Consider the following 22,983-nt stretch of genomic DNA (forward strand, 5'->3'; position numbering starts at 1 on the left):
TTTAGCCTGCGACCTGCCGGAAAGTGAAATCCGGGTCCCGGCGCCCCCACCTGCGGGCTTCGGCGCGGCTCAGTCGTCGTCGCCGAGGACCGGCTCGGGCAGGGTGCCGGCGTTGTGCTCCAGCAGCCGCCAGCCGCGGGCGCCCTCGCCGAGCACCGACCAGCAGCAGTTGGTGAGGCCACCGAGGCTCTCCCAGTGGTGCGACTCCAGGCCGAGCAGCCGGCCGATGGTCGTACGGATGGTGCCGCCGTGGCTGACCACCACGAGGGTGCCGTCCTCGGGCAGCTTCTCCACGTGCCGCAGCACGACGGGGGCGGCACGGTCGGCGACCTCGGTCTCCAGCTCGCCACCGCCGCGCCGGACCGGCTCGCCGCGCTTCCAGGCGGCGTAGTCGTCGCCGAACCTGGCGATGATCTCCTCGTGCGTCAGGCCCTGCCAGACGCCCGCGTAGGTCTCCCGCAGCGCCTCGTCGCGGTGGACGTCGAGGCCGGTGAGGGCGGCCAGCTCGTCGGCGGTGTCCGAGGCGCGCTTGAGGTCCGAGGCGATGATCGCGTCGGGCCGCAGCGAGGCGAGCTGCCGGGCTGCCCGGCGGGCCTGGGCGACGCCGGTCTCCGTCAGCTCCACGTCCGTGGTGCCCTGGAAGCGGCGCTCGACGTTCCACGCGGTCTGGCCGTGCCGCCACAGGATGACGCGGCGGCCCCGGCCCGGCCGGTCGGTCACCTCACCGGTGGCGCTCATCAGCGCTCCTGGCCGGGCTCGTCACCGGCCTCGTCCCCGTGCAGCTTGGCGTGCTCCTCGGCCTTGCCGCGGGTGGCGCGGGCCTCCTCGGGCAGCTCCAGCTCGGGGCAGTCCTTCCACAGGCGCTCCAGGGCGTAGAAGACGCGCTCCTCGCTGTGCTGGACGTGGACGACGATGTCGACGTAGTCCAGCAGGATCCAGCGGGACTCGCGGTCGCCCTCGCGGCGGACGGGCTTGGCGCCGAGCTCCTTCTGCAGGCGCTCCTCGATCTCGTCGACGATCGCCCGGACCTGGCGGTCGTTCGGCGCGGAGGCCAGCAGGAACGCGTCCGTGATCGACAGCACGTCGCTGACGTCGTAGGCGATGACGTCGTGGGCGAGCTTGTCGGCGGCCGCCTGGGCGGCGGTGTTGATGAGTTCGAGGGAACGGTCGGTGGCGGTCACTGTGCGGCTTTCGTTCGGAGACGGGGTGCGTTGTCGAAGACTTCGGGCGGGCCGGCCGGGCGCGGGGCGCATTTTCCGGAAGGCACCGGGACTCCAAGGGTCTCACGCGCGGCCGGGCCCACCCCACGTGTTCCGGTGCTCACGTGGGGTGTGCCGCGTGGTTTCAGGAGGCGGCGGGCCGGTAGTCCTGGCCGAGGACGACGAGGACGTCGGCGCCGGAGGAGACCGCGCCCTTGGTCACGGCGCCCGCGGGCAGGCCCAGGGTCTTGGCGACCTCGGTGGCGTTCTGCTTGTCGGCGGCGTCGGAGTAGACCACCTCGGACGTGGCCCGGGCGCCGGAGGCGGTGCCGCCCTCGATGAACCCGAATCCGCCGCCCAGCAGGGTCACGCGTGCCTTCTCGGTGTCGTCCTTGGCCCCGGTGGCGTTCTGTACGGCGACCCGGACCGCGGAGCCGGCGTCGGGGCTCTTGGCGGTGCCGCCCAGGATGTTCTTGACCACGCTGTCGCTGGTCCCGGCGGTCAGGGTGCCGTCGCTCTGCACCGGCAGGGGAACCGTCCGGTACTTGCCGTCCTTGGCGAGGTCGGCCAGTTTGGCGAGGAAGGTGCCGAGGTCGTTGTCGGTGAGCGGCGGGTCGAGGATCTGCGCGAGGGTCTGCACGGTGGTCGTCGCGGCCGCCGGGTCGGACGACAGCTTGCGCAGCGCGCCCTGCATGACCTCACCGAACCGCTTGAGCTGGGCGTTCTCGGTCTCGCCGGGCCCCCGGTAGGTGGCGTAGGCGACGGCCATCTTGCCGCTGAGGGTCTGCGCCCTGCCCTGGTGCACCAGCGGGGCGGCGCCCTTCTTCTTGGCGTCCGGGTCGGGCACGTCGGTGTCGGTGTCGATCTCGATGTTGCCGACCAGCTCCACGAGGTTCTGGAGGTAGGGGGTGTCCAGCCGCCAGGTGCCCTGGATGTCGGTGCCGAGGACGGTGTCGAGCTGGTCGCGGGTGCCGGAGGAGCCGTCGTCGTCCACCGACTTGGCGAGCGTGGTGGTGGTGCCCGAATCGTCGGTCAGCGCCAGGGAGTTGGGCAGCAGGACGGTGGTGCCGCGCCGGGTGGTGGTGTTGTCGACGAGCAGCAGGGTGGAGGTGTCGCGCTTGCCGGTGTCGTGCAGGTGGACCACGATCACGTCGCGCTTCTGGGCGCCCGCGGCGACGGTGGTGCCGGTGGCGGAGCCGGGCGAGGAGACGCCGGGCAGCTTCCCCGCGTACCAGAGGTAGCCGACACCGCCGGCGACGACCAGGGCGAGGACCACGCCGAGGGCGATGACGCGGCTGCGGGCGCGGCGGCGGGCCTCCTCACGGCGCTCGGTGCGGTTCTCGGTGAACTTCAGCCAGTCGATGACGTCCTCGGACTCGCCGTCCGGCTCCTCGACGAACGCGAACTCCCCGTCCTCGCCCGCCTCTTGGCCCTTGGCCGGGGCGGGCCTCTTCACGTCCTCGCCGGGCTGCGTCTGCTGCGGGATGTACGCCGTCTGCTCGGTGACCCTCGGCTGCTGTCCGCTGGTCGCGGTCTGCCCGTAGGGGTCGTAACCGGGGGCGGGGTCCTGGGCGTTGGTCCCGTACGGGTCGTAGGGGGCGTGCTGGGTCCCGTAGGGGTCGTAGCCCTGCGGTATGGGCTGCTGCTGTCCGGTGTCGTAACCGCCCCGGGCGTAGCCCTGTTGCTGCCCGTAGGGGTCGTACGCCTGCTGCTGCGGCTGCTGTTGGCGTGACGGGACCTGTTGGTACACCGGGCGGCCGTAGTCGTCGTAGCCGACGATCTCGTACTGGTCCCCTCCGTGACTGTCGTCGCCGTACCCAGCTTCGTATCGGTCGTTCACCGGTGCCCCTCTCGGCTCACTCGCCGCGGTACAGCTCGCGCTTGTCGATGTAGCGGACGACCCCGTCCGGGACCATGTACCAGATGGGGTCCCCCTTGGCGACTCTCGCCCGGCACTCGGTGGAGGAGATGGCCAGCGCGGGCACCTCGACCAGGGAGACACCGCCCGCCGGCAGGCCGGCGTCGGTCAACTGGTGGCCGGGGCGGGTGACGCCGACGAAGTGGGCGAGGGAGAAGAGTTCCTCGGAGTCGCGCCAGGTGAGCAACTGGGCGAGGGCGTCGGCACCGGTGATGAAGAACAGGTCGGTGTCGGGGTTGAGGGCGCGCAGGTCGCGCAGCGTGTCCACGGTGTAGGTGGGGCCGCCGCGGTCGATGTCGATGCGGCTGACGGAGAACTGCGGGTTCTCCGCGGTGGCGATGACCGTCATCAGATAGCGGTCCTCGGCCGGGGAGACGGCCCGGTGCGACTTCTGCCAGGGCTGGCCGGTGGGCACGAACACCACCTCGTCCAGCCGGAACCGGGCGGCGACCTCACTGGCCGCCACGAGGTGCCCGTGGTGGATCGGGTCGAAGGTGCCGCCCATGACGCCGAGCCTGCGCCGGCCGGTGCCGGCGGGACCGTGGTCCGCCGCGCTCCGCGGCCGTTCGTCGGCGGTGCCCTCCGCCGGACCGGTAGGCATGTCCTGCTCTCCCATGCGTGCAGACCCTACCGGCCCGGCCTGCGGCTTCTCGCCGGGGACCGGCCGGGGCTTCAGCGGTCGCGGTTGAAGCGGGTGGTGATCCACAGCAGGAGCAGCAGGATGAACAGGGCGCCGCCGCCGGTGATCGCGGGGTTCAGGCTGTTGTGGTTGCCGCCGTGCTCTGCGCCCTCGGCGGCGAGAGTGACCAACTGGGCAGCGGTGCTGTGGAGGCTCATCTTCGGCGTGACCTATCGCGTGTGGGCGGGATAAAGACGTCTGCCCATCGTAAGCGGGCACCCCCTCGGCGATCACGTCGACTCCGGCCAAAGGGGCGTGCGGTGCCCGCGGGAACCTTCCGGAGGGCGTCAGTCGTCCTTCTGCTTGTAGCCGCGCAGGAGGAACCAGCCGGTCAGCGCGCAGCCCACGACCATGACGATCAGCACGATCCGGAGCAGGCTGCCCGGTCCCTGCTGCTGGGCGGCGCTCGACGCGGCCTCGGTCAGCCAGGCGGCTGCGGGGTGGTGCTCCATGACATGACTCCTTCGGGGGTGCTGCCCGTCCACGGTATATCCGCCTAGGCTGGGCCCGGTCCGGGGGGCGCAGCGGGTTTCCGAGACGCAGGGGGAAGACATGTCCGACGACCGCCACGAGCAGACCGGCCACGAGCGGGTGCCGGGCCGGCACCGCAGCCGCTTTCCGGGCATCTCCTCGCGCGCCTACGAGCATCCGGCGGACCGCTCCGCGCTGGTGGCGCTGCGCAAACTGACCGGTTTCGACACGGTGTTCAAGGCGCTGAGCGGGCTGCTGCCCGAGCGGAGCCTGAAGCTGCTGCTCCTGTCCGACTCGGTCCGGGTCTCCGACCGCCAGTTCGCCCACCTGAACGACATGCTCCGGGACGCCTGCTACATCCTCGACCTGGACAGGGTCCCGGCGATGTACGTCACGCAGGACCCGAAGCCGAACGCGATGTGCATCGGCCTGGACGAGCCGGTGATCGTGGTGACCACCGGCCTGGTGGAGCTGCTGGACGAGGAGGAGATGCGGGCGGTCGTCGGCCACGAGGTGGGCCACGCGCTGTCCGGGCACTCCGTGTACCGCACGGTGCTGCTGTTCCTGACCTCGCTGGCGCTGAAGGTGGCGTGGATTCCGCTGGGCAATGTGGCGATCATGGCGATCGTGACGGCGCTGCGGGAGTGGTTCCGCAAGTCCGAGCTGTCGGCCGACCGGGCCGGGCTGCTGGTGGGCCAGGATCTGCGGGCGTCGATGCGCGGCCTGATGAAGATCGCGGGCGGCAACCACCTGCACGAGATGAACGTGGACGCCTTCCTGGAGCAGGCCGAGGAGTACGAGGCCGGGGGCGACCTCCGCGACTCGGTGCTGAAGATCCTCAACGTGCTGCCCCGCTCGCACCCCTTCACCACGATCCGCGCGGCCGAGCTGAAGAAGTGGGCCGGCTCGCGCGACTTCCAGCGGATCATGGACGGCCACTACCCGCGCCGCGAGGACGACAAGGACGCCCGGGTCGGGGAGTCCTTCCGCCAGTCCGCCGCGAGCTACGCGAGCGAGGTGCGCACCAGCAAGGACCCGCTGATGAAGCTGGTGTCGGACCTCGCGGGCGGCGCGGGCGACCTGGGCGGCCGGATGAAGCGGGGCTTCAACGGCTTCGCCGGGCAGCCCCCGAAGGACGGTCCCGCGAAGGACGCCCCGGCGGAGGGCTGAGCCGCCCCGCCCCCGCGCTCACACGTGCGGCTGGGCGGTGTCGGCGAGCGTGCCGCACAGGGCGGGGGCGCCGGTCCCGTAGGGGTCGGTGCCGGGGGGTCCGCCCGCCTTGGCGCGCTCGCCGGCCAGCAGGGGCCGCAGATAGGCGCTGGTGTCCGCGTCGCAGGACAGCGGGCCCCCTTGGGTGGTGGACGAGGTCAGCCGGGTCTGGCCGATGCGCAGGGTCTCGCGGTCGAAGCGGAAGGTCAGCTCGCGGCGGACGGTGAACAGCGACACCGGGGTCCGCCCCTCGGTGCCGGCGGCGCGCACGGCGTAGACGAAGGTGCCGTCGGCCACGACCTGGAGGGTGGCGGCGTCGGTCTCGGTCACTCTCAGGGCGCCGCGGGTGCGGACGTCGCCGGTGGCGAGGGCGGTGCGGGCGGGGTCGAAGCGGACCATCCAGCCGGTGGGCGCGTGCCTGCCGTCGGCCGCCGGGGCGTCCATGCTCCGGTCGAACTGGTCGAGCTGGTCGGCGGCGATCAGGGCCCGTACGGGGCGTACCTGGCGGCCGGTGAGCACGTCGGGGTCGAGCGCGGAGTGCAGGACGTACTTGCGGGCCGTGTCGAGGGCCGCGAGGACCTGGCTGTCGGAGAAGTGCGGGGTGGGCCGGGAGGGGGGCAGCGGCATCCCGGCGAGGCCCACCGCGAACCGGGCGGCGGGGCTGCTCGCGTACAGCGCCCGGGCGTCGGGGGCGCCGGGCACCGGGCCGCGCGGGGCGAGGGGGACGACGCTCATGCGCAGCGGTTCGGTGGATCTCTTCACGGGGGCTGCGCCGTACGGGTGGCGGAAGCCCATGAAGACGGCGGTGCCGAAGGCCACGGCGAGCAGCAGCAGGAGCACCGCCGCCTGCCGGGTGATGCCCCGGCGCAGGGGCGGGCGGCGGCGTACGGCGGGGGCGTGGTCGCTGACGCGTTCGCGGGCGGAGGACTCCTGGAGCCGGGCAGCGCGGACGAACGACTCGTCGAAGACGACGGATCGGTACTCGTCCTCGGCACCGCCGGGGGCGCCCTCGGGGGTGCCCTCCGGTGGGTCTCCAGGCCCGCCCATACCTTCAGAGTAGGTCGCGGCGGGCTCGGGTAAACGCGCTGGTACGCGACAACTTCTGACAGGTTCCGACCAAAAACGCAGGGCGGACGCCGGGCCGACGTCAGGGGGCGGGCGGGATCGCGGAGACGGCAGGCCGGGACTGTTCGGCGGTCAGGGAGGGCACGGCCGCGCCGTCCCGGCCGAGGCCGGTGGACGCGGGGGCGGGCACCTGGTCACGGGTGCCCGAGGAGGCACCCCGGTAGACGGCGGCGAAGGCCAGCGCGACCATGCCGACGCCCATCACCACGGCGAGCAGCCAGGCCACGGGCCGGTGCCAGCGCAGCCCCGCGAGGGGGCCCTCGTGGCCGTCGTGGGCGTAGCGGCCGTCGAGGTCGTCGTCGTCCAGGTCGTGGCCGAAACCGCTGCCGTCGGGGCCGTAGCCCTCGTCGTAGGGGTCGGCGGGGGCGTGGGTGCGGCGGCCGTCCGCCTCCAACGCCTCGGCTCGTGCCTCGGCGGCGGCGAGGAGGCGCTCCACCGCGGTCGGTTCGTGGACGGTGGCGGCGGCGACGAAGGCCGCGTCGAACACCACGGAGGCGAACTCTTCGTCCGACATTCCGCGGTCGTGGTCGTCGTCGGGCTCCCAGCCGTCAGGGAACGGCGTGCCCCCCACGTCCTCCGGCACGGCTCCAGAGTAGACCTGGGGGGTCAATTTGGGCAGACGGTACGGAAATTCGTCCGCCGTCCCGTGGCCTTCGCGTGGCCTTCCCGTGGAGATGCTCAGGGGCGTACGTGGCCGTCGCCGGTGACGATGTACTTGGTGCTGGTCAGCTCCGGAAGGCCCATGGGGCCACGGGCGTGCAGCTTCTGGGTGGAGATGCCGATCTCCGCGCCGAAGCCGAACTGGCCGCCGTCGGTGAAGCGGGTGGAGGCGTTCACGGCGACCGTGGTGGAGTCCACCAGACGGGTGAAGCGCCGGGCCGCCTGCTGACTGGTGGTGACGATCGCCTCGGTGTGCCCGGAGCTCCACAGCCGGATGTGCTCCACGGCCTTGTCGAGGGAGTCCACCACGGCGGCGGCGATGTCGTACGACAGGTACTCGGTCTCCCAGTCCTCCGGTACGGCCTCCACCACGGTCGCCCTGGTGCCCTCGGCGTGGGCCAGCACGCGCGGGTCGGCGTGCACGGTGACCCCGGCCTCGGCCAGGGCGTCCAGGGCGCGGGGCAGGAAGGCGGCGGCGATGTCCTGGTGGACCAGCAGGGTCTCGGCGGCGTTGCAGACGCTGACCCGCTGGGCCTTGGAGTTGACCAGGATGTCGATCGCCATGTCGATGTCGGCGTCGGCGTCCACGTAGACGTGGCAGTTGCCGGTGCCGGTCTCGATGACGGGGACGGTGGACTCGCTGACCACGGTCTGGATGAGGGAGGCGCCACCGCGCGGGATGAGCACGTCGACCAGGCCGCGGGCGCGCATCAGCTCGCGCACGCTCTCCCGGCTCTCCCCCGGCACGAGCTGTACGGCGTCGGCGGGCAGTCCGGCGCCCCCGACGGCGTCCCGGATCACCCGGACCAGCGCGGTGTTGGACTCGTAGGCGGAGGCGGAGCCGCGCAGCAGGACGGCGTTGCCGGACTTCAGGCAGAGCGCGGCGGCATCGACGGTGACGTTGGGGCGGGCCTCGTAGATGATGCCGACGACGCCGAGGGGCACGCGGACCTGGCGCAGGTCGATGCCGTTGGGCAGCGTGTTGCCCCGGACGACCTCGCCGACCGGGTCGGGCAGCTTCGCCACGTCGCGCACGTCGGCGGCGATGGCGCGGACCCGCTCCGGGGTGAGGGTGAGCCGGTCCACGACGGACTCGGCCGTGCCGTTCTCCCGCGCCTTGGCCACGTCACGGGCGTTGGCGGCCACGATCTCGGCGGTGCGGACCTCCAGCGCGTCCGCGACGGCGAGCAGCGCGTCGTCCTTGTCGGCGCGCGGGAGCGGCGCGAGGTCGGCGGCGGCCGCCCTGGCCCGGTAGGCGGCCTGCGTGACCGGCGAGAGGGAGTCGTACGGGGAGAGCGTGGTCATGGGGGAAGGGTAGTGCGGAGCCTTCGGCCCCTAGGGGCTGTTTCACACCGCGAGACGGGACAAAAGGCGCCCTCAGAAGGGGTGGACCCCTACGGGGGTGGCCGGTGCGGGCCCGTAGCCCTCGGCGATGCGCTGGTGGTAGGTCTCGCGGTCGATGACCTCCAGGCCCACGATCTCCCAGGGCGGCAGCCCGGCGGTCTGCCGGTGCTCGCCCCACAGCCGCAGCGCGACGGCGGCCGCGTCGTGCAGGTCGCGGGCCTCCTCCCAGTACCGGATCTCCGCGTGGTCACCGGCGTATCTGCTGGTCAGGAGGAAGGGATGGTCGTGCGCGAGCTGCTCCAGGGCCCGCCGCAGATCCGTTACGGGGACACGTTCCCCGGAGACGCTGAGGGTGACGTGCCACAGGCGGGGCAGGTCCTTGGGCTCCTCGTAGGTGTCCCCCGCCGCGACGCTCGTCAGAGCACCGCGGGACGCCGCCCCAGGACGGACTCGTCTCACGACGGCCTCCTTCACGCATGGCCCCTTGACGGAGCGTGTCCCTTCAACACGCCCCCGCAACAAAGTTGAGCAGGCCGCAGGGCTCCGCGTGGCACTTTTACGGAACGTCCCCCACCGGGGTCGTCCGGCCGGCCCGGCTTTTCCGGCGCGGGGGCGGCGGTCAGGGGTGGAGGAGTACCAGGTCGTCCCGGTGGACGACCTCGCGTTCGTAGGCCGGGCCCAGCTCGCGTGCCAGCTCGCGGGTCGAACGCCCGAGCAGTTGGGGCAGCTCCCGGGCGTCGAAGTTCACCAGCCCCCGCGCCACCGCGTGCCCGGCCCGGTCCCGCAGCTCCACCGGGTCCCCGGCGCTGAACTCGCCGGTGACGGCGGCGATCCCGGCCGGCAGCAGCGAGCTGTGCCGCTCGACCACCGCGCGCACCGCGCCGTCGTCCAGGGTGAGGGAGCCCTGCGGGGTGGAGGCGTGCTGGAGCCAGAGCAGCCGGCCCGCCGAGCGCTTGCCGGTGGGGTGGAAGCAGGTGCCGGTGTCGCCGCCGGCGAGGGCGTCGGCGGCGTGCACGGCGTTGGTGAGCACCACGGGGATGCCCGCGGCGGCGGCGATCCGGGCGGCCTCGACCTTGGTGACCATGCCCCCGGTGCCGACTCCCGCCCTGCCCGCGCTGCCGATCTCGACCCCGTCGAGGTCGGCCGGGCCGCGCACCTCGGCGATGCGGGAGGTGCCGGGGCGGGCGGGGTCGCCGTCGTAGACGCCGTCGACGTCGGAGAGGAGGACCAGCAGGTCGGCGTGGACGAGGTGGGCGACGAGGGCGGCCAGGCGGTCGTTGTCGCCGAAGCGGATCTCGTCGGTGGCGACCGTGTCGTTCTCGTTGACGATCGGGAAGGCGCCCATCGCCAGCAGCTTGTCCAGGGTGCGGGAGGCGTTGCGGTGGTGGGCGCGGCGGCTCATGTCGTCGCTGGTGAGCAGGACTTGGCCGACGCGGACGCCGTAGCGGGCGAAGGAGGCGGTGTAGCGGGCGACCAGCAGGCCCTGGCCGACGCTGGCGGCGGCCTGCTGGCGGGCGAGGTCCCTGGGCCGGCGGTCCAGGCCGAGGGGGGCGAGTCCGGCGGCGATGGCACCGGAGGAGACCAGCACGATCTCCTTCTCCCCGCCGCGCGCCTTCGCCAGCACGTCGACCAGCGCGTCCACGCGGTCCGCGTCGAGTCCGCCCGCGGCGGTGGTCAGCGAGGAGGACCCCACCTTGACGACGATCCGCCGGGCCTCACCCACGGTCTGCCTTGCGCTTGCCACCTTGCCCGCGTCTCCTCTTCGCCCCGGTCCGTGTGCCCGCAATCTACGGGAATGCCTGCGGCCGCCGCATGGGGGTTTCAGCAGGCGGACGACGGGTGCGGTGAAGGTACGGCGTGCGGACGGGGCACGTTCTGCGACCATGGAGCTCATGCGAAAAGGCGGTGCGGTGCGAGCGGTTGCGGCTGCGGTGGGCGGGGCGTTGCTCGTCCTCGGGGCGACGGGGTGCGGGGGCCCGGACAAGTCCGAGAAGCCGGAGAAGGGCGACTCGGGTGCCGCGCACGCCCAGGACGACAGGAAGGCCCCCGAGGCCGGCCTGAAGCGGGTGCCCGGCGTCGGTGACCGGCTGTGGAAGCGGGTGCCGGCAGAGTCCCAGCAGGTGCTGGTGGTCTCCGGCAAGGGGCGCAACTCGGCCGACTCGGACGCGGCGCTGTACACGAAGCAGGGGTCGACCTGGACGCGGGAGCGCGCCTGGGCCACCCACAACGGCCGCAAGGGCTGGACGACCGACCACCACGAGGACGATCTGCGCAGCCCGGTCGGCGTGTTCACCCTCAGCGACGCCGGCGGGGTGCTGGCCCAGCCGGGGGCCAAGCTGCCCTACACCGAGTCCGCCGCCTTCCAGGCGCCGCGCTACTGGAAGAAGTCGTACTGGCACGACTTCGACCTCGTCATCGCCATCGACTACAACCGCGTCAGGGGCACCCCGCCCAACGACCAGACGCGCCCGCAGGGGCAGTCCAAGGGCGGCAACATCTGGCTGCACATGGACCACGGCAGCGGTACGTCGGCGTGCGTGAGCCAGTCGAAGGCCGACATGGAGTATCTGCTGCGCACGCTGGACCCGAAGCGGCATCCGGTGGTGGTGATGGGCGATGCGGCGGATCTGAAGGTGTGAATCCCGAGGTGCGAATACGGTGAAGCGCCGGTGCGGACTTCCGCACCGGCGCTTCTCGGCGTACCGGGATCAGCCGTGGCGGTGGCGCCAGCCCTGCCAGGCGGAGTCGATCATCTCGTCCAGGCCGTGCCGGGCCGTCCAGCCCAGCTCGGCGTGGATGCGGCTCGCGGCGGCCACCACCCGGGCGGGGTCGCCGGCGCGGCGCTCGGTGACCTCGGGGGTGACGTCCTCGTTACCGGTGGTCTTGAGGATGCGGTCCACCATCTCGCGGACCGAACTACCCTCGCCCCGGCCGATGTTGAGGACCAGCGAGGTGCCCTCGGGGGCCTCGCGCAGCCGGACGGCGGCGGCCTGGTGGGCGGAGGCGATGTCCTGGACGTGGATGTAGTCCCGTACGCAGGTGCCGTCCTCGGTGGCGTAGTCGTCGCCGAAGATGCGGGGGGCCTCGGACGCCTCCAGGCGCTCGAAGACCATGGGGATGAGGTTGAACACACCCTCGTCGGAGAGTTCGGGCGCGGCCGCTCCGGCGACGTTGAAGTAGCGCAGGCTGACGGCGCGCAGGCCGTGGGCCCGGGCGGCGGCCGCGATGAGCCACTCACCGACGAGCTTGGTCTCCCCGTAGGGGCTCATGGGGGCGCACGGCGTGTCCTCGGTCACGAGGTCCACGTCGGGCATGCCGTACACGGCGGCGGAGGAGGAGAAGACGATCCGCTGCACGCCGGTGGCCGTCATGGCGGCCAGCAGGGTCTGCAGACCCGTCACGTTCTCGCGGTAGTAGTGGAGCGGACGCTCGACCGACTCCCCCACCTGCTTCTTGGCGGCGATGTGCACCACTCCGGTCACGCCGTGCTCGCGGAGAGTGCTTTCGACGAGTTCCCGGTCCAGCACGCTGCCCACCACCAGCGGCACCCCTGCGGGCACCCGGTCGGCACTGCCCGTCGACAGGTCGTCGTACACGACGACGCTCTCGCCGCCCGCCGTCATCGCGCGCACCACGTGCGAGCCGATGTATCCGGCGCCTCCCGTGACCAGCCAGCTCATTCCAGGGCCTCCTCGAAGTTCACTACCGGCAGCAGACTCCTTGATGGCCCCGGGAAAATCGAATCCGACATCCCGTGACGGACATCCCTAAACAGGATGTGAGCGGAGATATGAGATGGACCACTCCGCGAAGCGGAAAGCAGCGATTCGCGCTGCGGGAGCGTCCTTGTACTCTGTGGCGGCGGCACGATTGGGCCCGTCGGCGGACAGAGTTCACTCCCAGTTCACTCCGGTCCCGGCCCACGCTCACGTGATCGGTTCTCGGAACAGGTTGTAAAGGATGCCCAAACTCTCTCTCGTCGTACCCGCGTACAAGGTGCAGGCATACCTGGCGGAGTGCCTCGACTCGATCCTCGAACAGGACTATCCGGACTTCGAGGTCATCGCTGTCGACGACTGCTCGCCGGACGCCTCGGGCGCCATTCTGGACGAATACGCGGCGCGGGACCCGCGCATCCGCGTGATTCACCTCACGGAGAACGTGGGCCTCGGCCGTGCGCGCAATGCGGGCATGGACCAGGCGACGGGCGAGTACCTCCTGTTCCTCGACAGCGACGACACCCTCACCGAGGGCTCGCTGCGGGCGATAGCCGAGCGGCTAGAGGCCGCGGACAATCCCGAGATACTCGTCTACGACTACGCGCGCAGCTACTGGGACGGCAGGGTCCGCCCGAACATGCGCGCCGAGCTGCTCCGCCCCGACGGCCCGGAGTCCTTCCCGCTGTCCGAGCGGCCCGAGCTGCTGGACCTGCTCCAGATCGTCTGGAACAAGGCGTACCGGCGCGACTTCGTCCTCCGTATGGGCCTGAGCTTCCCGCCCGGCTACTACGAGGACGCTCCCTGGACGTTCTGCTCGATGATCAGCGCCGAGCACATCGCCCTGCTGGACCGGGTCTGCGTGATGTACCGCCAGCGCCGCGAGGGCGGCAACATCCTCAAGACGGTCAGCCGCAAGCACTTCGACGTCTTCGACCAGTACGGCCGGGTCTTCGACTTCATCGACGCCCACCCCGAACTCGACGAGTGGCGCGGGCCGTTGTTCCGCAAGATGGTGGACCACTTCCTCACCGTCCTGACCAAGCCGGGCCGGCTGCCGCAGAACGCGCGGGCCGAGTTCTTCCGCCGCGCCTCCGCCGACTACCGCAAGCGGCTCCCCCGTGGCTTCGAGCGTCCCCAGGGCAACCTCGGCACCAAGTACGCCATGCTGGAACGCGGTTCCTACCTCACCATGGTGAGCGCCCTCGGCGCGGTGAAGATGCGCCAGGCGGTCAAGCGGCGCGCCCGCCGCACCGTCAACCAGTCCAAGCGCAACGCGATGGGCGTGTACTACCAGTCCCAGCTCAAGCTGCCGCTGGACGAGAACCTCGCGGTCTTCTCCGCCTACTGGAGCCGCAGCGTCTCCTGCAACCCGGCGGCCATCGACGCCGAACTCGCCCGGCTGGCACCGAACGTGCGCCGGGTGTGGGCGGTCCAGCCGGACGCGGTGGACAAGGTGCCCGCGGGCGTCGAATTCGTCCGCGTCGGCTCCAGCGCCTACTGGTCGGCGGTGGCCCGCGCCAAGTACCTCGTGAACAACGTGAACTTCGCGGACAGCGTGGTCAAGCGCGAGGGCCAGATCCACCTCCAGACCCACCACGGCACCCCGCTCAAGACCATGGGCCTGGACCAGCGCAAGTACCCGGCGTCCACCAACATGAGCTTCGACAAGCTTCTGGAGCGCTGCGACCGCTGGGACTTCAGCCTCAGCTCCAACCGGTTCTCCACCACGGTGTGGGAGCGGGTCTACCCCTGCTCGTACGTCTCGCTGGAGACCGGCTACCCGCGCAACGACATCCTCGTCAACGCCACCGCCGAGGACGTGCGCCGGGCCCGTGCCTCCCTCGAACTGGCCGACGGCACGCGGGCGTTCCTCTACATGCCGACCCACCGCGAGTACCAGGCCGGCTTCACCCCCAGCCTCGACCTGGTCCGGCTCGCCGACGAACTCGGCCCGGACGTCACGCTGATGGTGCGCGGCCACTACTTCTACGGCAACTCCCCGCACGTGGAGGAGCTGCGCCGCAGCGGCCGCATCGTCGATGTCTCGGGCCACCCGCGCGTGGAGGAGCTGTACCTCGCCGCGGACGCCCTGATCACGGACTACTCCTCCGCGATGTTCGACTACGCGGTGCTGGACCGGCCGGTCATCATCTACGCGTCCGACTGGGACATCTACTCGGCGGTGCGCGGCACCTACTTCAACCTGATGGAGGAGCCGCCCGGTGCGGTGGCCACCTCGCAGGCGGAGCTGATCAGGCTCCTCGGGACGGACGAGTACGAGGGAGCGGAAGCGACCGCCCGCCGCGCGGACTTCCGCCGGCGCTTCTGCGAGTTCGACGACGGACAGGCAGCCGAACGAGTGGTCCGGAGCGTCTTCCTCGGTGAGACGGAACCGCTGCCTCTCATTCCCTTTGCCGAACGTACCCACGCCCCGACCCCCGCCCAGGCGCTCGCGCTGGTCGAGCGGGCCTGACCCTCTGAAGGAGATCCAAGAAGCCATGGCCCCTCGGCTCAGTGTCATCGTCCCGATCTACAACGTGGAGCGCTATCTGCCCGCGTGCCTCGACTCGCTCGCGGCACAGACGTTCCCGGACTTCGAAGTCCTGATGGTGGACGACGGCTCCCCGGACGGTTCGGCCACGATCGCCAAGGAGTACGCCGCGAAGGACTCGCGGTTCCGGCTGATAACCCGGGAGAACGGCGGCCTGGGCGCCGCCCGCAACACCGGTCTGGAGAACCTGGCGCCGCAGAGCGAGTTCATAGCCTTCGTCGACAGTGACGACGTCATACCCTCCGACGCCTACCGGCTGATGCTGGCGAGCCTGGACGAGTCCGGCTCGGACTTCGTAACCGGCAATGTGCTGCACATCAACAGCAGCAAGATCTGGCAGTCCCCGATGCACCGCATCCTCTCCCGCGGTGCTGTGCAGGGCACGCACGTCACCCGGGACCTGCGGCTGCTGACCGACCGGATCGCCTGCAACAAGGTGTTCCGCCGCTCCTTCTGGGAGCAGCACGACTTCCGCTTCCCCGAGGGCGTCCTGTACGAGGACACCCCGGTGATCGTCCCGGCCCAGTACCTGGCCCGCTCGGTCGACGTGATCAGCGCCCCGACGTACTACTGGCGGCTGCGCGACGGCGAGGCAGCCCCGTCCATCACGCAGCGCCGCTCCGAGCCGAAGGCCGTGCGCGACCGCACGGCCGCCGTGGAGTCGGTCAGCCGCTTCTTCGCCGGCCGCCCGGAGGAGAGCGCGGCCGAGATGAAGCGCCAGTACGACCGCACGGTCCTCACCGGCGACCTGCGGATCTTCCTCAATGTTCTGGCCGAGGGCAAGGAGGACTACCGGAACGAGTTCTTCCGTGTGGTCAACGCCTACCTCGACCAGGTCGACCCGGCCCTGGTGATGGAGCTGCCCACGCCCGCACGCGTGAAGTGGCTGCTGGTCCGCAAGCACGCCCTCACCGAACTGCTGGAGCTGTTCGAGTCCGAGCGGCGCGGTGACCGCGTGACCATCAACGGTCTGCTGCGCAAGTACGCCAACTTCTCCGCGTTGCAGAACAGCAAGGTCAAGCTCTCCAAGAGTGCCCTGCGCATCGACACCGACATGAGAGCGGTCGCCCCGCTGCGCGAGGTGAGCTGGCGCGACGGCAAGCTGCACCTGGCCGGCTACGCGTACATCAACCGGCTCGACCAGTCCACGCCGCGCAGCGCCATCAAGGTGCTGGCGATCAAGCGCGACGGCTCGCGCCGCCGTACCGTGGTGCCGCTGCGCAACGTGTACACCCCCGAGTACACGGCGCTGTCGAACCAGCGCCACTACAACTACGACTGGTCCGGCTGGGAGTACGAGCTGGACCCGGCGCGGCTGCGGCGCGACAAGACGTGGCGGGAGGGCACCTACCACCTGGGCATCGGCATCGCCTCAGCGGGCCTGGTGCGTACCCGCGCCCTGCACACCAGTGGCGCCGCCGCCCCGAACCACGCCACCTACCAGTGGCTGGACGAGGACTTCCGACTGCTGCCCAGCACCGCGACCGGCACCCTCAAGCTGCGTATCGAGCGCGTGCGGGCGCTGATCACCGGCACCCGTGCGGAGGGTGACGTGCTGGAGCTGACGGGTGAGATCCGGGTACCCCTCACGGCGAACGAGCGAGTAGCGCTGACCGTCACCAACCGCAAGAGCGGTGAGCGGCTGGACTACCCGGTGACGCTGGGCGAATCCACGGGCAAGCGCACGCCGTTCGTGGTCCGGGTCCCGCTGCAGGACGTCGCCCTGCTGCCTGAGCACATCGACGCCACCGGCACCGACGTCTCCACCGGTGGCGCCGACCCGGCCCGGGTCGCTACGCGCGCCTGGTCGACGGAGCTGGTCGCCACCGGTCCCGAGGGCAAGCAGCGCAAGTTCGGCACGGTCGTCGCCGACGCCCTGTCGGACTTCCAGGTGCGACTCCCGGCCTCGCTGGGTGAGGACGCCGACCGCTTCGAGCTGGCGGCAATCGCCGGCAGCACCGGTTACCTGAAGCTGACCGGCCGCAGCCTGCGCGCCCGCATCACCGACGTGCGCTGGACCGATGGCGCCTACATCGTGCGGGGCGTGGCCCCGCGCGACATCACCGGCTGGTCGTTCCTGATCAGCGCGCGTGACTACTTCGACGAGAAGACCGTCGCGCTGACTGCCGACGAGACCGGCCACTTCGAGGCCCGCTTCACGCCGTCGCGGATGTCCGGGTCCTCGCACAACCTGCCGCTCAAGACCGGGCGCTGGAACATGTTCCTGCGGCCGCCGGGCGGCGGCACGGACGTCCCCTGCGTGCTGGACCGCCACACCTCCGCCAAGCTGCCGGTCTCCGGCGAACACGACGGCCGCGCCTACGACTTCGAGGCCCGTTGGTTCGATCACGCCCAGTTGCACTGCCTGCCCGACCTGACGCTGGAGGAGCGCGGCGCCTACCACCAGACGCGGCTGCGCAGCGAGGTCTACGAGGCCGGCCGTACCAAGCCGCTGCGCGAGGCCGTGCTGTTCATCAGTTACAACGGCAAGCAGTACTCCGACAGCCCGCGCGCCATGCACGAGGAACTGGTGCGCCGGGGCTCGGACCTGGAGCAGCTGTGGCTGGTGCGGGACGGCCAGGTGGACCTGCCTCCCACCGTCCGCCCGGTCCGCTTCCAGAGCGCCGAGTGGTACGACGCGCTGGCGCGCTGCCGGTACATCGTCACCAACGCCCACCTGCCGCACTGGATCGAGCGCCGTCCCGAGCAGGTCGTCGTGGAGACCTGGCACGGCACGATGCTGAAGAAGATCGGCCTCGACATCGACGCGCCGAAGTTCAACCCGGATTACCACGAGCAACTGCGCCAGGAGGCGGCCAACTGGTCGATGCTGGTCTCCTCCAACCGCTTCAGCACGCCGATCCTGAAGCGCGCCATGGCTTTCGACGGCGAGATCGTGGAGACGGGCTACCCCCGCAACGACTACCTCTACTCCCCCGACCGCGACGAGCGAGCCGCCGAGATCCGGCGCCGCATCGGCATCCCCGAGGGCAAGAAGGTCGTCCTGTACGCGCCGACGTGGCGTGACGATCTCGCCCACCGCGTGGGACAGTTCCGCTTCGAGCTGCGGCTGGACCTGGAAGAAGCCCAGCGCCGGCTCGGCGACGACCACGTCCTGATGATCCGCCGTCACTCCAACGTCGTGGACAGCATCCCCGGCGCGGGCAACGGGTTCGTGTACGACGTCTCGGAGTACCCGGACATCGCGGACCTGTACCTGGCGGCGGACCTGATGATCACCGACTACTCGTCGGTGATGTTCGACTACGCCCACCTGCGCCGCCCGATGCTCTTCTTCACTTACGACCTGGAGCACTACCGGGACACCCTGCGCGGCTTCTACTTCGACTTCGAGAACGACGCGCCGGGACCGCTGATCCGCACGTCGGACGAGCTGATCGACGCGATCCGCGACATCGACCAGGTGGCGGAGAAGTACCGTCCCCAGTACGACCGCTTCCACGAGCTGTTCTGCGACCTGGACGACGGTCACGCCTCCGGCCGTGTCGTCGACCGGATGCTGGAGCAGGCGCGCGAGTTCGACAGCAGGCTGGGCCGGTAGCCCGGTCGACAACGGCGAGAGGGGCCGCCCACCTTGACGGTGGGCGGCCCCTCTCGCGGTCCGGTGGCGGTCAGCGGGTCAGAGGGTGACCGTCTTCACCGACAACTGCGCGGAGCTGTTGAAGTACGGGCGCACCTCGACGCCCTTGGCGGGCCGGGGCGCCGCCTTGCCGGTCACCTTGCGCTTGACCCGGCCGATCTGCTTGGCCAGCGGGCTCGGCGCCACGGGGGCGTCGGCCTTCTGGACGGGCCGCGGATAGGTGAACACGGCGGTGGGGTTGAGCACGTCGGTGGCGAGCTTGCTCAGCGGGAGCCGCTCGGCACCCTTGGCAGGCCGGACCCACAGGTCCCAGATGGTCTCCTTGCCGTTGTGGGCGTCGACCAACAACCGGCTGTCGATGTCCACGGTCAGGGTCCCGTCTGCCGCCGGACGCGCCTCGAAGACGACCGTACGGGAGTTCTTGCCGCGCCGGGTCGCCTCGATCACGGGGCTCGAGGTGTCGGTTCCCCAGACGGCCGTGTCCACGCGCAGCGTCATGCCGTCGACCGTGAGCCGCCCGACCTCGGCGTGGCGCTCCTTGCGCAGGCTGCGGATCAGCAGCCGGCCGTCGTCCTTGCGGCGCGGCAGCAGCAGTTCGAGGGCGGGGCCGTCGGTGCGCGGCAGTGGCACCGACGGCAGGTCCCGGGAGTCGATACCGAACCCGTCCGTCGTCAGCGGCGTCTCCAGGCCGTCCCGGTTGCCCACGGACACCTCCCAGTCACCGGCGGGCAGTCCGTCGTGCCACGGCACGACGGCGACGCCTGCGGGCGACAGCGCGAAGCGGTGCTCGGCACCCTCTTCGCCGGCCTTGCGGCAGATGATCTCGATGTCGCCGAGGTCGGTGGGCATCCGGTCGACGGTGAGCGTGACGGAGCCGTCGCCCTCGACCCGGGCGGTGGCGGTCGCCGGCAGTCGGCGGCGGGCCAGGGCACGGTCCAGGATCGCCTCGTACCGCTCGCGGCTGGCCGTCTCGTGGAACCGCTCGGCGTTGCGCAGCGCGGCCCGGCCCATGCTCTTGCGGAGCTCGTCGTCCTCGACCAGCCGCATGATGGCGTCGGTCATCGCGGCGACGTCGCCCTTGGGGACGATGAAGCCGTCCTCGCCCTCGGTGAGGATGTTGCGCGGGCCGTGGTCGGCGTCGTTGCTGACGACGGGGAGGGCGGAAGCCATCGCCTCGACGATGACGTTGCCGAACGGCTCACGCGTGGACGGCATCAGGAACACGGAGCCCTTGGCGAACTCCGGGGACACCGGGGTGGCGGGGCCCATCAGCAGGACCTCGTTGTAGAGGCCGAGTTCCTCGATCCGCTTGCGGAGCTTGGCCTTCTCCGGACCGTCGCCGTAGATGTGCAGCTTCCAGTCGGGGTGCTTGGCGACCACGGGCGCGAACGCCTCGATGGCCATGACGAAGTTCTTGTGCTCCTTGAGCAGCCCGGCCGTGACGATGACCTTGTTGTCGCCGGTCGAGCGGGACTCGGAGGCCGGCACGCAGTTCGGCATGACCTCCAGCCGGTTGCGCACGCCGGGGACGAGGCCGCCCAGGGTGCGCTGCTCCTCCGGTGTGAGGACGGAGACCGCGTCCAGGAGGTGGTAGGTGCGGAAGAGCGGCTTCTGCTCCCAGTCCGCGTAGATCGCGGGCATGGAGTGCTCCTGGGCCAGGCGCAGGTAGTCCTTGCGTCCGTGGCTGAGCATGATCGTGATCCGCGGGTTGGAGCTGATGACCACGTCGGCGTCGGTGGTGGCGAGCCACTCCAGCAGTCTCAGCTCGGCGAGCCGGCTGATCCAGGGCTTCTTCTCGCTCGGCGGGTAGAGATAGACCTTGGGGAACTCCTCGACCAGCGGGTTGTCCAGGTCGGAGACTGGGGAGTTGCCGCGCAGGTCGGTCAGGACCGTGACCTTCACCCGGGGGTCGAGCGGAAAGTACGACTCGTCACGCGACTTGCGCAGGCAGACAATCTCCACGTCGTGCTTCTCCGCCAAGGCCCCGGCGAGGTTCTGCGTCGCGGTCACCACGCCGCCGATATGGCAGAGATTGCTGACAATGAAGGAGATTTTCATCTATGTGCTTTCCATCCACGGGTGAAGAGCGGCCGAGCGGCCGAAACCTCAGTTGTCCCAGCGAAGACTCACGAGCCCTGGGAAAAGTTGTACTCCGCGCCGTCCGGACACACTCTTCCGGGGTCCGGCAACCAGATGATGACGCCGAACCCCGGAAAGCCCGCCTCTAGAAGGGCTCGAAGTCGTCGAACTCCTTCTGCGCCTCGTCCCGTTCCGCCTGGCGGTCCCTGCGGCGCTGGGCCGCCGGGCGCTCCTCCTCGAAGCGGTGGTCCTCGCCGCGGCGGCCGAGCATCTCGGCGCCGGCGGTGACGGTGGGCTCCCAGTCGAAGACGACCGCGTTCTCCTCCGGGCCGATGGCGACGGCGTCGCCCGCGCGGGCGCCCGCCTTCGTCAGCCGGTCCTCGACGCCGAGGCGGTTGAGGCGGTCGGCGAGGTAGCCGACGGCCTCGTCGTTGTTGAAGTCGGTCTGGCGCACCCAGCGCTCCGGCTTCTCGCCGCGCACCCGGTACACCGGCTCGCCGTCCAGCTCCTCGCGGGTGACGGTGAAGCCCGCGTCGTCCACGGCCTTGGGCCGGATGACGATGCGCGTCGCCTCCTCCTGCGGCTTGGCGGCGCGCGCCTGGCCGACCAGGTCACCGAGGGCGAAGGTCAGCTCGCGCAGGCCGGTGTGGGCCACCGCGGAGACCTCGAAGACACGGTAGCCGCGCGCCTCCAGGTCGGGGCGGACCATCTCCGCGAGGTCCTTGCCGTCGGGCACGTCGATCTTGTTGAGGACGACGATCCGGGGCCGGTCCTCAAGACCGCCGTAGCTGCGCAGCTCCTCCTCGATGGTGTCGAGGTCGGAGAGCGGGTCGCGGTCGGACTCCAGGGTGGCGGTGTCCAGCACGTGCACCAGCACGGAGCAGCGCTCCACGTGGCGCAGGAACTCAAGGCCCAGGCCCTTGCCCTGGCTGGCGCCGGGGATCAGGCCGGGCACGTCGGCGATGGTGTAGACGGTCGAACCGGCGGTCACCACACCGAGGTTGGGCACCAGGGTGGTGAAGGGGTAGTCCGCGATCTTCGGCTTGGCGGCGCTGAGCACCGAGATCAGCGAGGACTTGCCCGCGCTCGGGTAGCCGACCAGGGCCACGTCGGCGACGGTCTTCAGCTCCAGGACCACGTCCTGGAGGTCACCGGGCTCACCGAGCAGCGCGAAGCCGGGGGCCTTGCGGCGGGCGCTGGCGAGCGCCGCGTTGCCGAGGCCGCCCCGGCCGCCCTGCGCGGCGACGTAGGAGGTGCCGTGGCCGATGAGGTCGGCCAGTACGTTGCCGGCCTTGTCCAGGACGACCGTGCCGTCGGGGACGGGCAGGACCAGGTCCTGGCCCTCCTTGCCGGAGCGGTGGCCGCCCTCGCCGGGCTTGCCGTTGGTGGCCTTGCGGTGCGGGGAGTGGTGGTAGTCGAGCAGCGTGGTCACGGACTGGTCGACGGTCAGGATGACGTCGCCGCCCCGCCCGCCGTTGCCGCCGTCCGGACCGCCCAGCGGCTTGAACTTCTCACGGTGGACGGAGGCACAGCCGTGGCCTCCGTTACCCGCGGCGACATGCAGTTCGACGCGGTCCACGAAGGTGGTCATGGTTCGGTGCCTCCAGAAAAGTACGGGTAATACCTATGTCAACACGCGAAAGGCGGACCCGCCTTCCCGACCGGGAAGTGAGGTCCGCCTCGCGCGGCTTTTACGCTCGCGGCCGTGAATCGGTGATTCAGGCGACCGGAACGATGTTCACGACCTTGCGGCCGCGGTGGGTACCGAACTCCACCGCACCGGGGAGCAGGGCGAACAGCGTGTCGTCGCCGCCACGGCCGACGCCCGCACCGGGGTGGAAGTGGGTGCCGCGCTGGCGGATGAGGATCTCACCAGCGCTGACGACCTGACCGCCGAAGCGCTTCACGCCGAGCCGCTGGGCATTGGAGTCGCGCCCGTTCCGGGTGGACGATGCGCCCTTCTTGTGTGCCATGTCTTCTCAGTCCCTTACTTCGCAGCCGCGGGGATCTCAGTGACCTTGATCGCCGTGTACTGCTGGCGGTGGCCCTGACGGCGGCGGTAGCCGGTCTTGTTCTTGTAGCGCAGAATGTCGATCTTCTGGCCCTTGTGGTGGTCCACGACCTCGGCCTGGACCTTGATGCCGGCCAGCACCCACGGGTCGCTGGTCACGGAGTCACCGTCGACAACGAGCAGGGTCGAAAGCTCGACCGTGTCGCCGACATTGGCCGTGGAAATCTTGTCAACCTCAACGATGTCGCCGACAGCAACCTTGTGCTGGCGACCACCGCTGCGCACGATGGCGTACACGCGGATCTCACTTTCGCTCGAAGGACGGCACCCCCGCAGGCCAGCCGGACCGGCAGAACACCAGGAACGACCTCTCCCGACCGCACCCAGGCGGCCGGAAGGAGAAGGTTTACGGGGATG

Annotated in this window: 20 protein-coding genes; 4 read left to right on the forward strand and 16 right to left on the reverse strand. The window is 70.8% G+C overall.

The window, feature by feature from the left end:
* Positions 1-69: 69 nt before the first annotated feature.
* From ACZ3HQ_RS18705 to ACZ3HQ_RS18730, 6 genes are all read right to left on the reverse strand, one after another.
* A complete protein-coding gene (locus ACZ3HQ_RS18705) occupies positions 70-738 on the reverse strand; it encodes a histidine phosphatase family protein (RefSeq protein WP_467512230.1) in 669 nt (222 codons plus the stop codon).
* Entirely contained in the window at positions 738-1,181 is a 444-nt protein-coding gene (rsfS, locus tag ACZ3HQ_RS18710) for a ribosome silencing factor (protein ID WP_467512232.1), read from the reverse strand. The genes ACZ3HQ_RS18705 and rsfS overlap by 1 nt, the downstream gene beginning before the upstream one ends.
* 163 nt (positions 1,182-1,344) lie before the next feature.
* Positions 1,345-3,039, reverse strand: coding sequence for a LytR C-terminal domain-containing protein (locus ACZ3HQ_RS18715; RefSeq protein WP_467512234.1), 1,695 nt, complete (start codon positions 3,037-3,039; stop codon positions 1,345-1,347).
* A gap of 16 nt (positions 3,040-3,055) precedes the next feature.
* On the reverse strand, positions 3,056-3,733 hold the full coding sequence (gene nadD, locus ACZ3HQ_RS18720; protein WP_467512236.1) for a nicotinate-nucleotide adenylyltransferase: 678 nt from the start codon (positions 3,731-3,733) through the stop codon (positions 3,056-3,058).
* Positions 3,734-3,789: 56 nt separating this feature from the next.
* On the reverse strand, positions 3,790-3,954 hold the full coding sequence (locus ACZ3HQ_RS18725; RefSeq protein ID WP_030814997.1) for a hypothetical protein: 165 nt from the start codon (positions 3,952-3,954) through the stop codon (positions 3,790-3,792).
* A gap of 129 nt (positions 3,955-4,083) precedes the next feature.
* On the reverse strand, positions 4,084-4,248 hold the full coding sequence (locus ACZ3HQ_RS18730; protein WP_466447850.1) for a hypothetical protein: 165 nt from the start codon (positions 4,246-4,248) through the stop codon (positions 4,084-4,086).
* A 100-nt stretch (positions 4,249-4,348) separates the two neighbouring features.
* On the opposite strand from ACZ3HQ_RS18730, the gene ACZ3HQ_RS18735 reads away from it, so the two are divergent.
* Positions 4,349-5,437 carry a M48 family metallopeptidase gene (locus ACZ3HQ_RS18735; RefSeq protein WP_467512238.1) on the forward strand — a complete coding sequence of 363 codons (1,089 nt, stop codon included), beginning with the start codon at positions 4,349-4,351 and terminating at the stop codon, positions 5,435-5,437.
* 18 nt (positions 5,438-5,455) lie between these two features.
* On the opposite strand, the gene ACZ3HQ_RS18740 is transcribed toward ACZ3HQ_RS18735, so the two are convergent.
* The 5 genes from ACZ3HQ_RS18740 to proB form a co-directional block, all read right to left on the reverse strand.
* Positions 5,456-6,523 (reverse strand): SCO2583 family membrane protein, encoded by a 1,068-nt coding sequence (locus tag ACZ3HQ_RS18740; protein WP_467512240.1) that lies wholly within the window; start codon positions 6,521-6,523, stop codon positions 5,456-5,458.
* Positions 6,524-6,623: 100 nt separating this feature from the next.
* Entirely contained in the window at positions 6,624-7,184 is a 561-nt protein-coding gene (locus ACZ3HQ_RS18745) for an SCO2584 family spore wall biosynthesis protein (RefSeq protein WP_467512242.1), read from the reverse strand.
* A gap of 95 nt (positions 7,185-7,279) precedes the next feature.
* Entirely contained in the window at positions 7,280-8,566 is a 1,287-nt protein-coding gene (locus ACZ3HQ_RS18750) for a glutamate-5-semialdehyde dehydrogenase (RefSeq protein WP_467512244.1), read from the reverse strand.
* Positions 8,567-8,638: 72 nt separating this feature from the next.
* Positions 8,639-9,064 carry a hypothetical protein gene (locus ACZ3HQ_RS18755; protein ID WP_350900097.1) on the reverse strand — a complete coding sequence of 142 codons (426 nt, stop codon included), beginning with the start codon at positions 9,062-9,064 and terminating at the stop codon, positions 8,639-8,641.
* 160 nt (positions 9,065-9,224) lie between these two features.
* Positions 9,225-10,328, reverse strand: coding sequence for a glutamate 5-kinase (proB, locus tag ACZ3HQ_RS18760; RefSeq protein WP_467512813.1), 1,104 nt, complete (start codon positions 10,326-10,328; stop codon positions 9,225-9,227).
* A gap of 169 nt (positions 10,329-10,497) precedes the next feature.
* On the opposite strand from proB, the gene ACZ3HQ_RS18765 reads away from it, so the two are divergent.
* The gene (locus ACZ3HQ_RS18765; RefSeq protein ID WP_467512246.1) at positions 10,498-11,244 is read left to right on the forward strand and encodes a hypothetical protein; all 747 of its coding nucleotides are present in this window, start codon (positions 10,498-10,500) and stop codon (positions 11,242-11,244) included.
* A gap of 69 nt (positions 11,245-11,313) precedes the next feature.
* On the opposite strand, the gene galE is transcribed toward ACZ3HQ_RS18765, so the two are convergent.
* Positions 11,314-12,285, reverse strand: a complete 972-nt coding sequence (gene galE / locus ACZ3HQ_RS18770) for a UDP-glucose 4-epimerase GalE (protein ID WP_467512248.1) — start codon at positions 12,283-12,285, stop codon at positions 11,314-11,316.
* A 280-nt stretch (positions 12,286-12,565) separates the two neighbouring features.
* Between galE and ACZ3HQ_RS18775 the strand changes: the two genes are divergently transcribed.
* Both ACZ3HQ_RS18775 and ACZ3HQ_RS18780 read left to right on the forward strand, forming a co-directional pair.
* On the forward strand, positions 12,566-14,797 hold the full coding sequence (locus ACZ3HQ_RS18775) for a bifunctional glycosyltransferase/CDP-glycerol:glycerophosphate glycerophosphotransferase (protein WP_467512250.1): 2,232 nt from the start codon (positions 12,566-12,568) through the stop codon (positions 14,795-14,797).
* A 25-nt stretch (positions 14,798-14,822) separates the two neighbouring features.
* On the forward strand, positions 14,823-18,437 hold the full coding sequence (locus ACZ3HQ_RS18780; protein ID WP_467512252.1) for a bifunctional glycosyltransferase/CDP-glycerol:glycerophosphate glycerophosphotransferase: 3,615 nt from the start codon (positions 14,823-14,825) through the stop codon (positions 18,435-18,437).
* A gap of 78 nt (positions 18,438-18,515) precedes the next feature.
* Here ACZ3HQ_RS18780 and ACZ3HQ_RS18785 read toward each other — a convergent pair whose 3' ends face one another.
* The 4 genes from ACZ3HQ_RS18785 to rplU form a co-directional block, all read right to left on the reverse strand.
* The gene (locus ACZ3HQ_RS18785) at positions 18,516-20,486 is read right to left on the reverse strand and encodes a glycosyltransferase (RefSeq protein ID WP_467512254.1); all 1,971 of its coding nucleotides are present in this window, start codon (positions 20,484-20,486) and stop codon (positions 18,516-18,518) included.
* Between the two features lie 214 nt (positions 20,487-20,700).
* Positions 20,701-22,146 carry a GTPase ObgE gene (gene obgE, locus ACZ3HQ_RS18790; RefSeq protein WP_467512256.1) on the reverse strand — a complete coding sequence of 482 codons (1,446 nt, stop codon included), beginning with the start codon at positions 22,144-22,146 and terminating at the stop codon, positions 20,701-20,703.
* Positions 22,147-22,273: 127 nt separating this feature from the next.
* On the reverse strand, positions 22,274-22,528 hold the full coding sequence (gene rpmA / locus ACZ3HQ_RS18795) for a 50S ribosomal protein L27 (protein WP_031183638.1): 255 nt from the start codon (positions 22,526-22,528) through the stop codon (positions 22,274-22,276).
* A gap of 14 nt (positions 22,529-22,542) precedes the next feature.
* A complete protein-coding gene (gene rplU, locus ACZ3HQ_RS18800; protein WP_030815038.1) occupies positions 22,543-22,863 on the reverse strand; it encodes a 50S ribosomal protein L21 in 321 nt (106 codons plus the stop codon).
* Positions 22,864-22,983 lie beyond the last annotated feature (120 nt).

The organism is Streptomyces sp. NPDC018263, assembly GCF_055562575.1.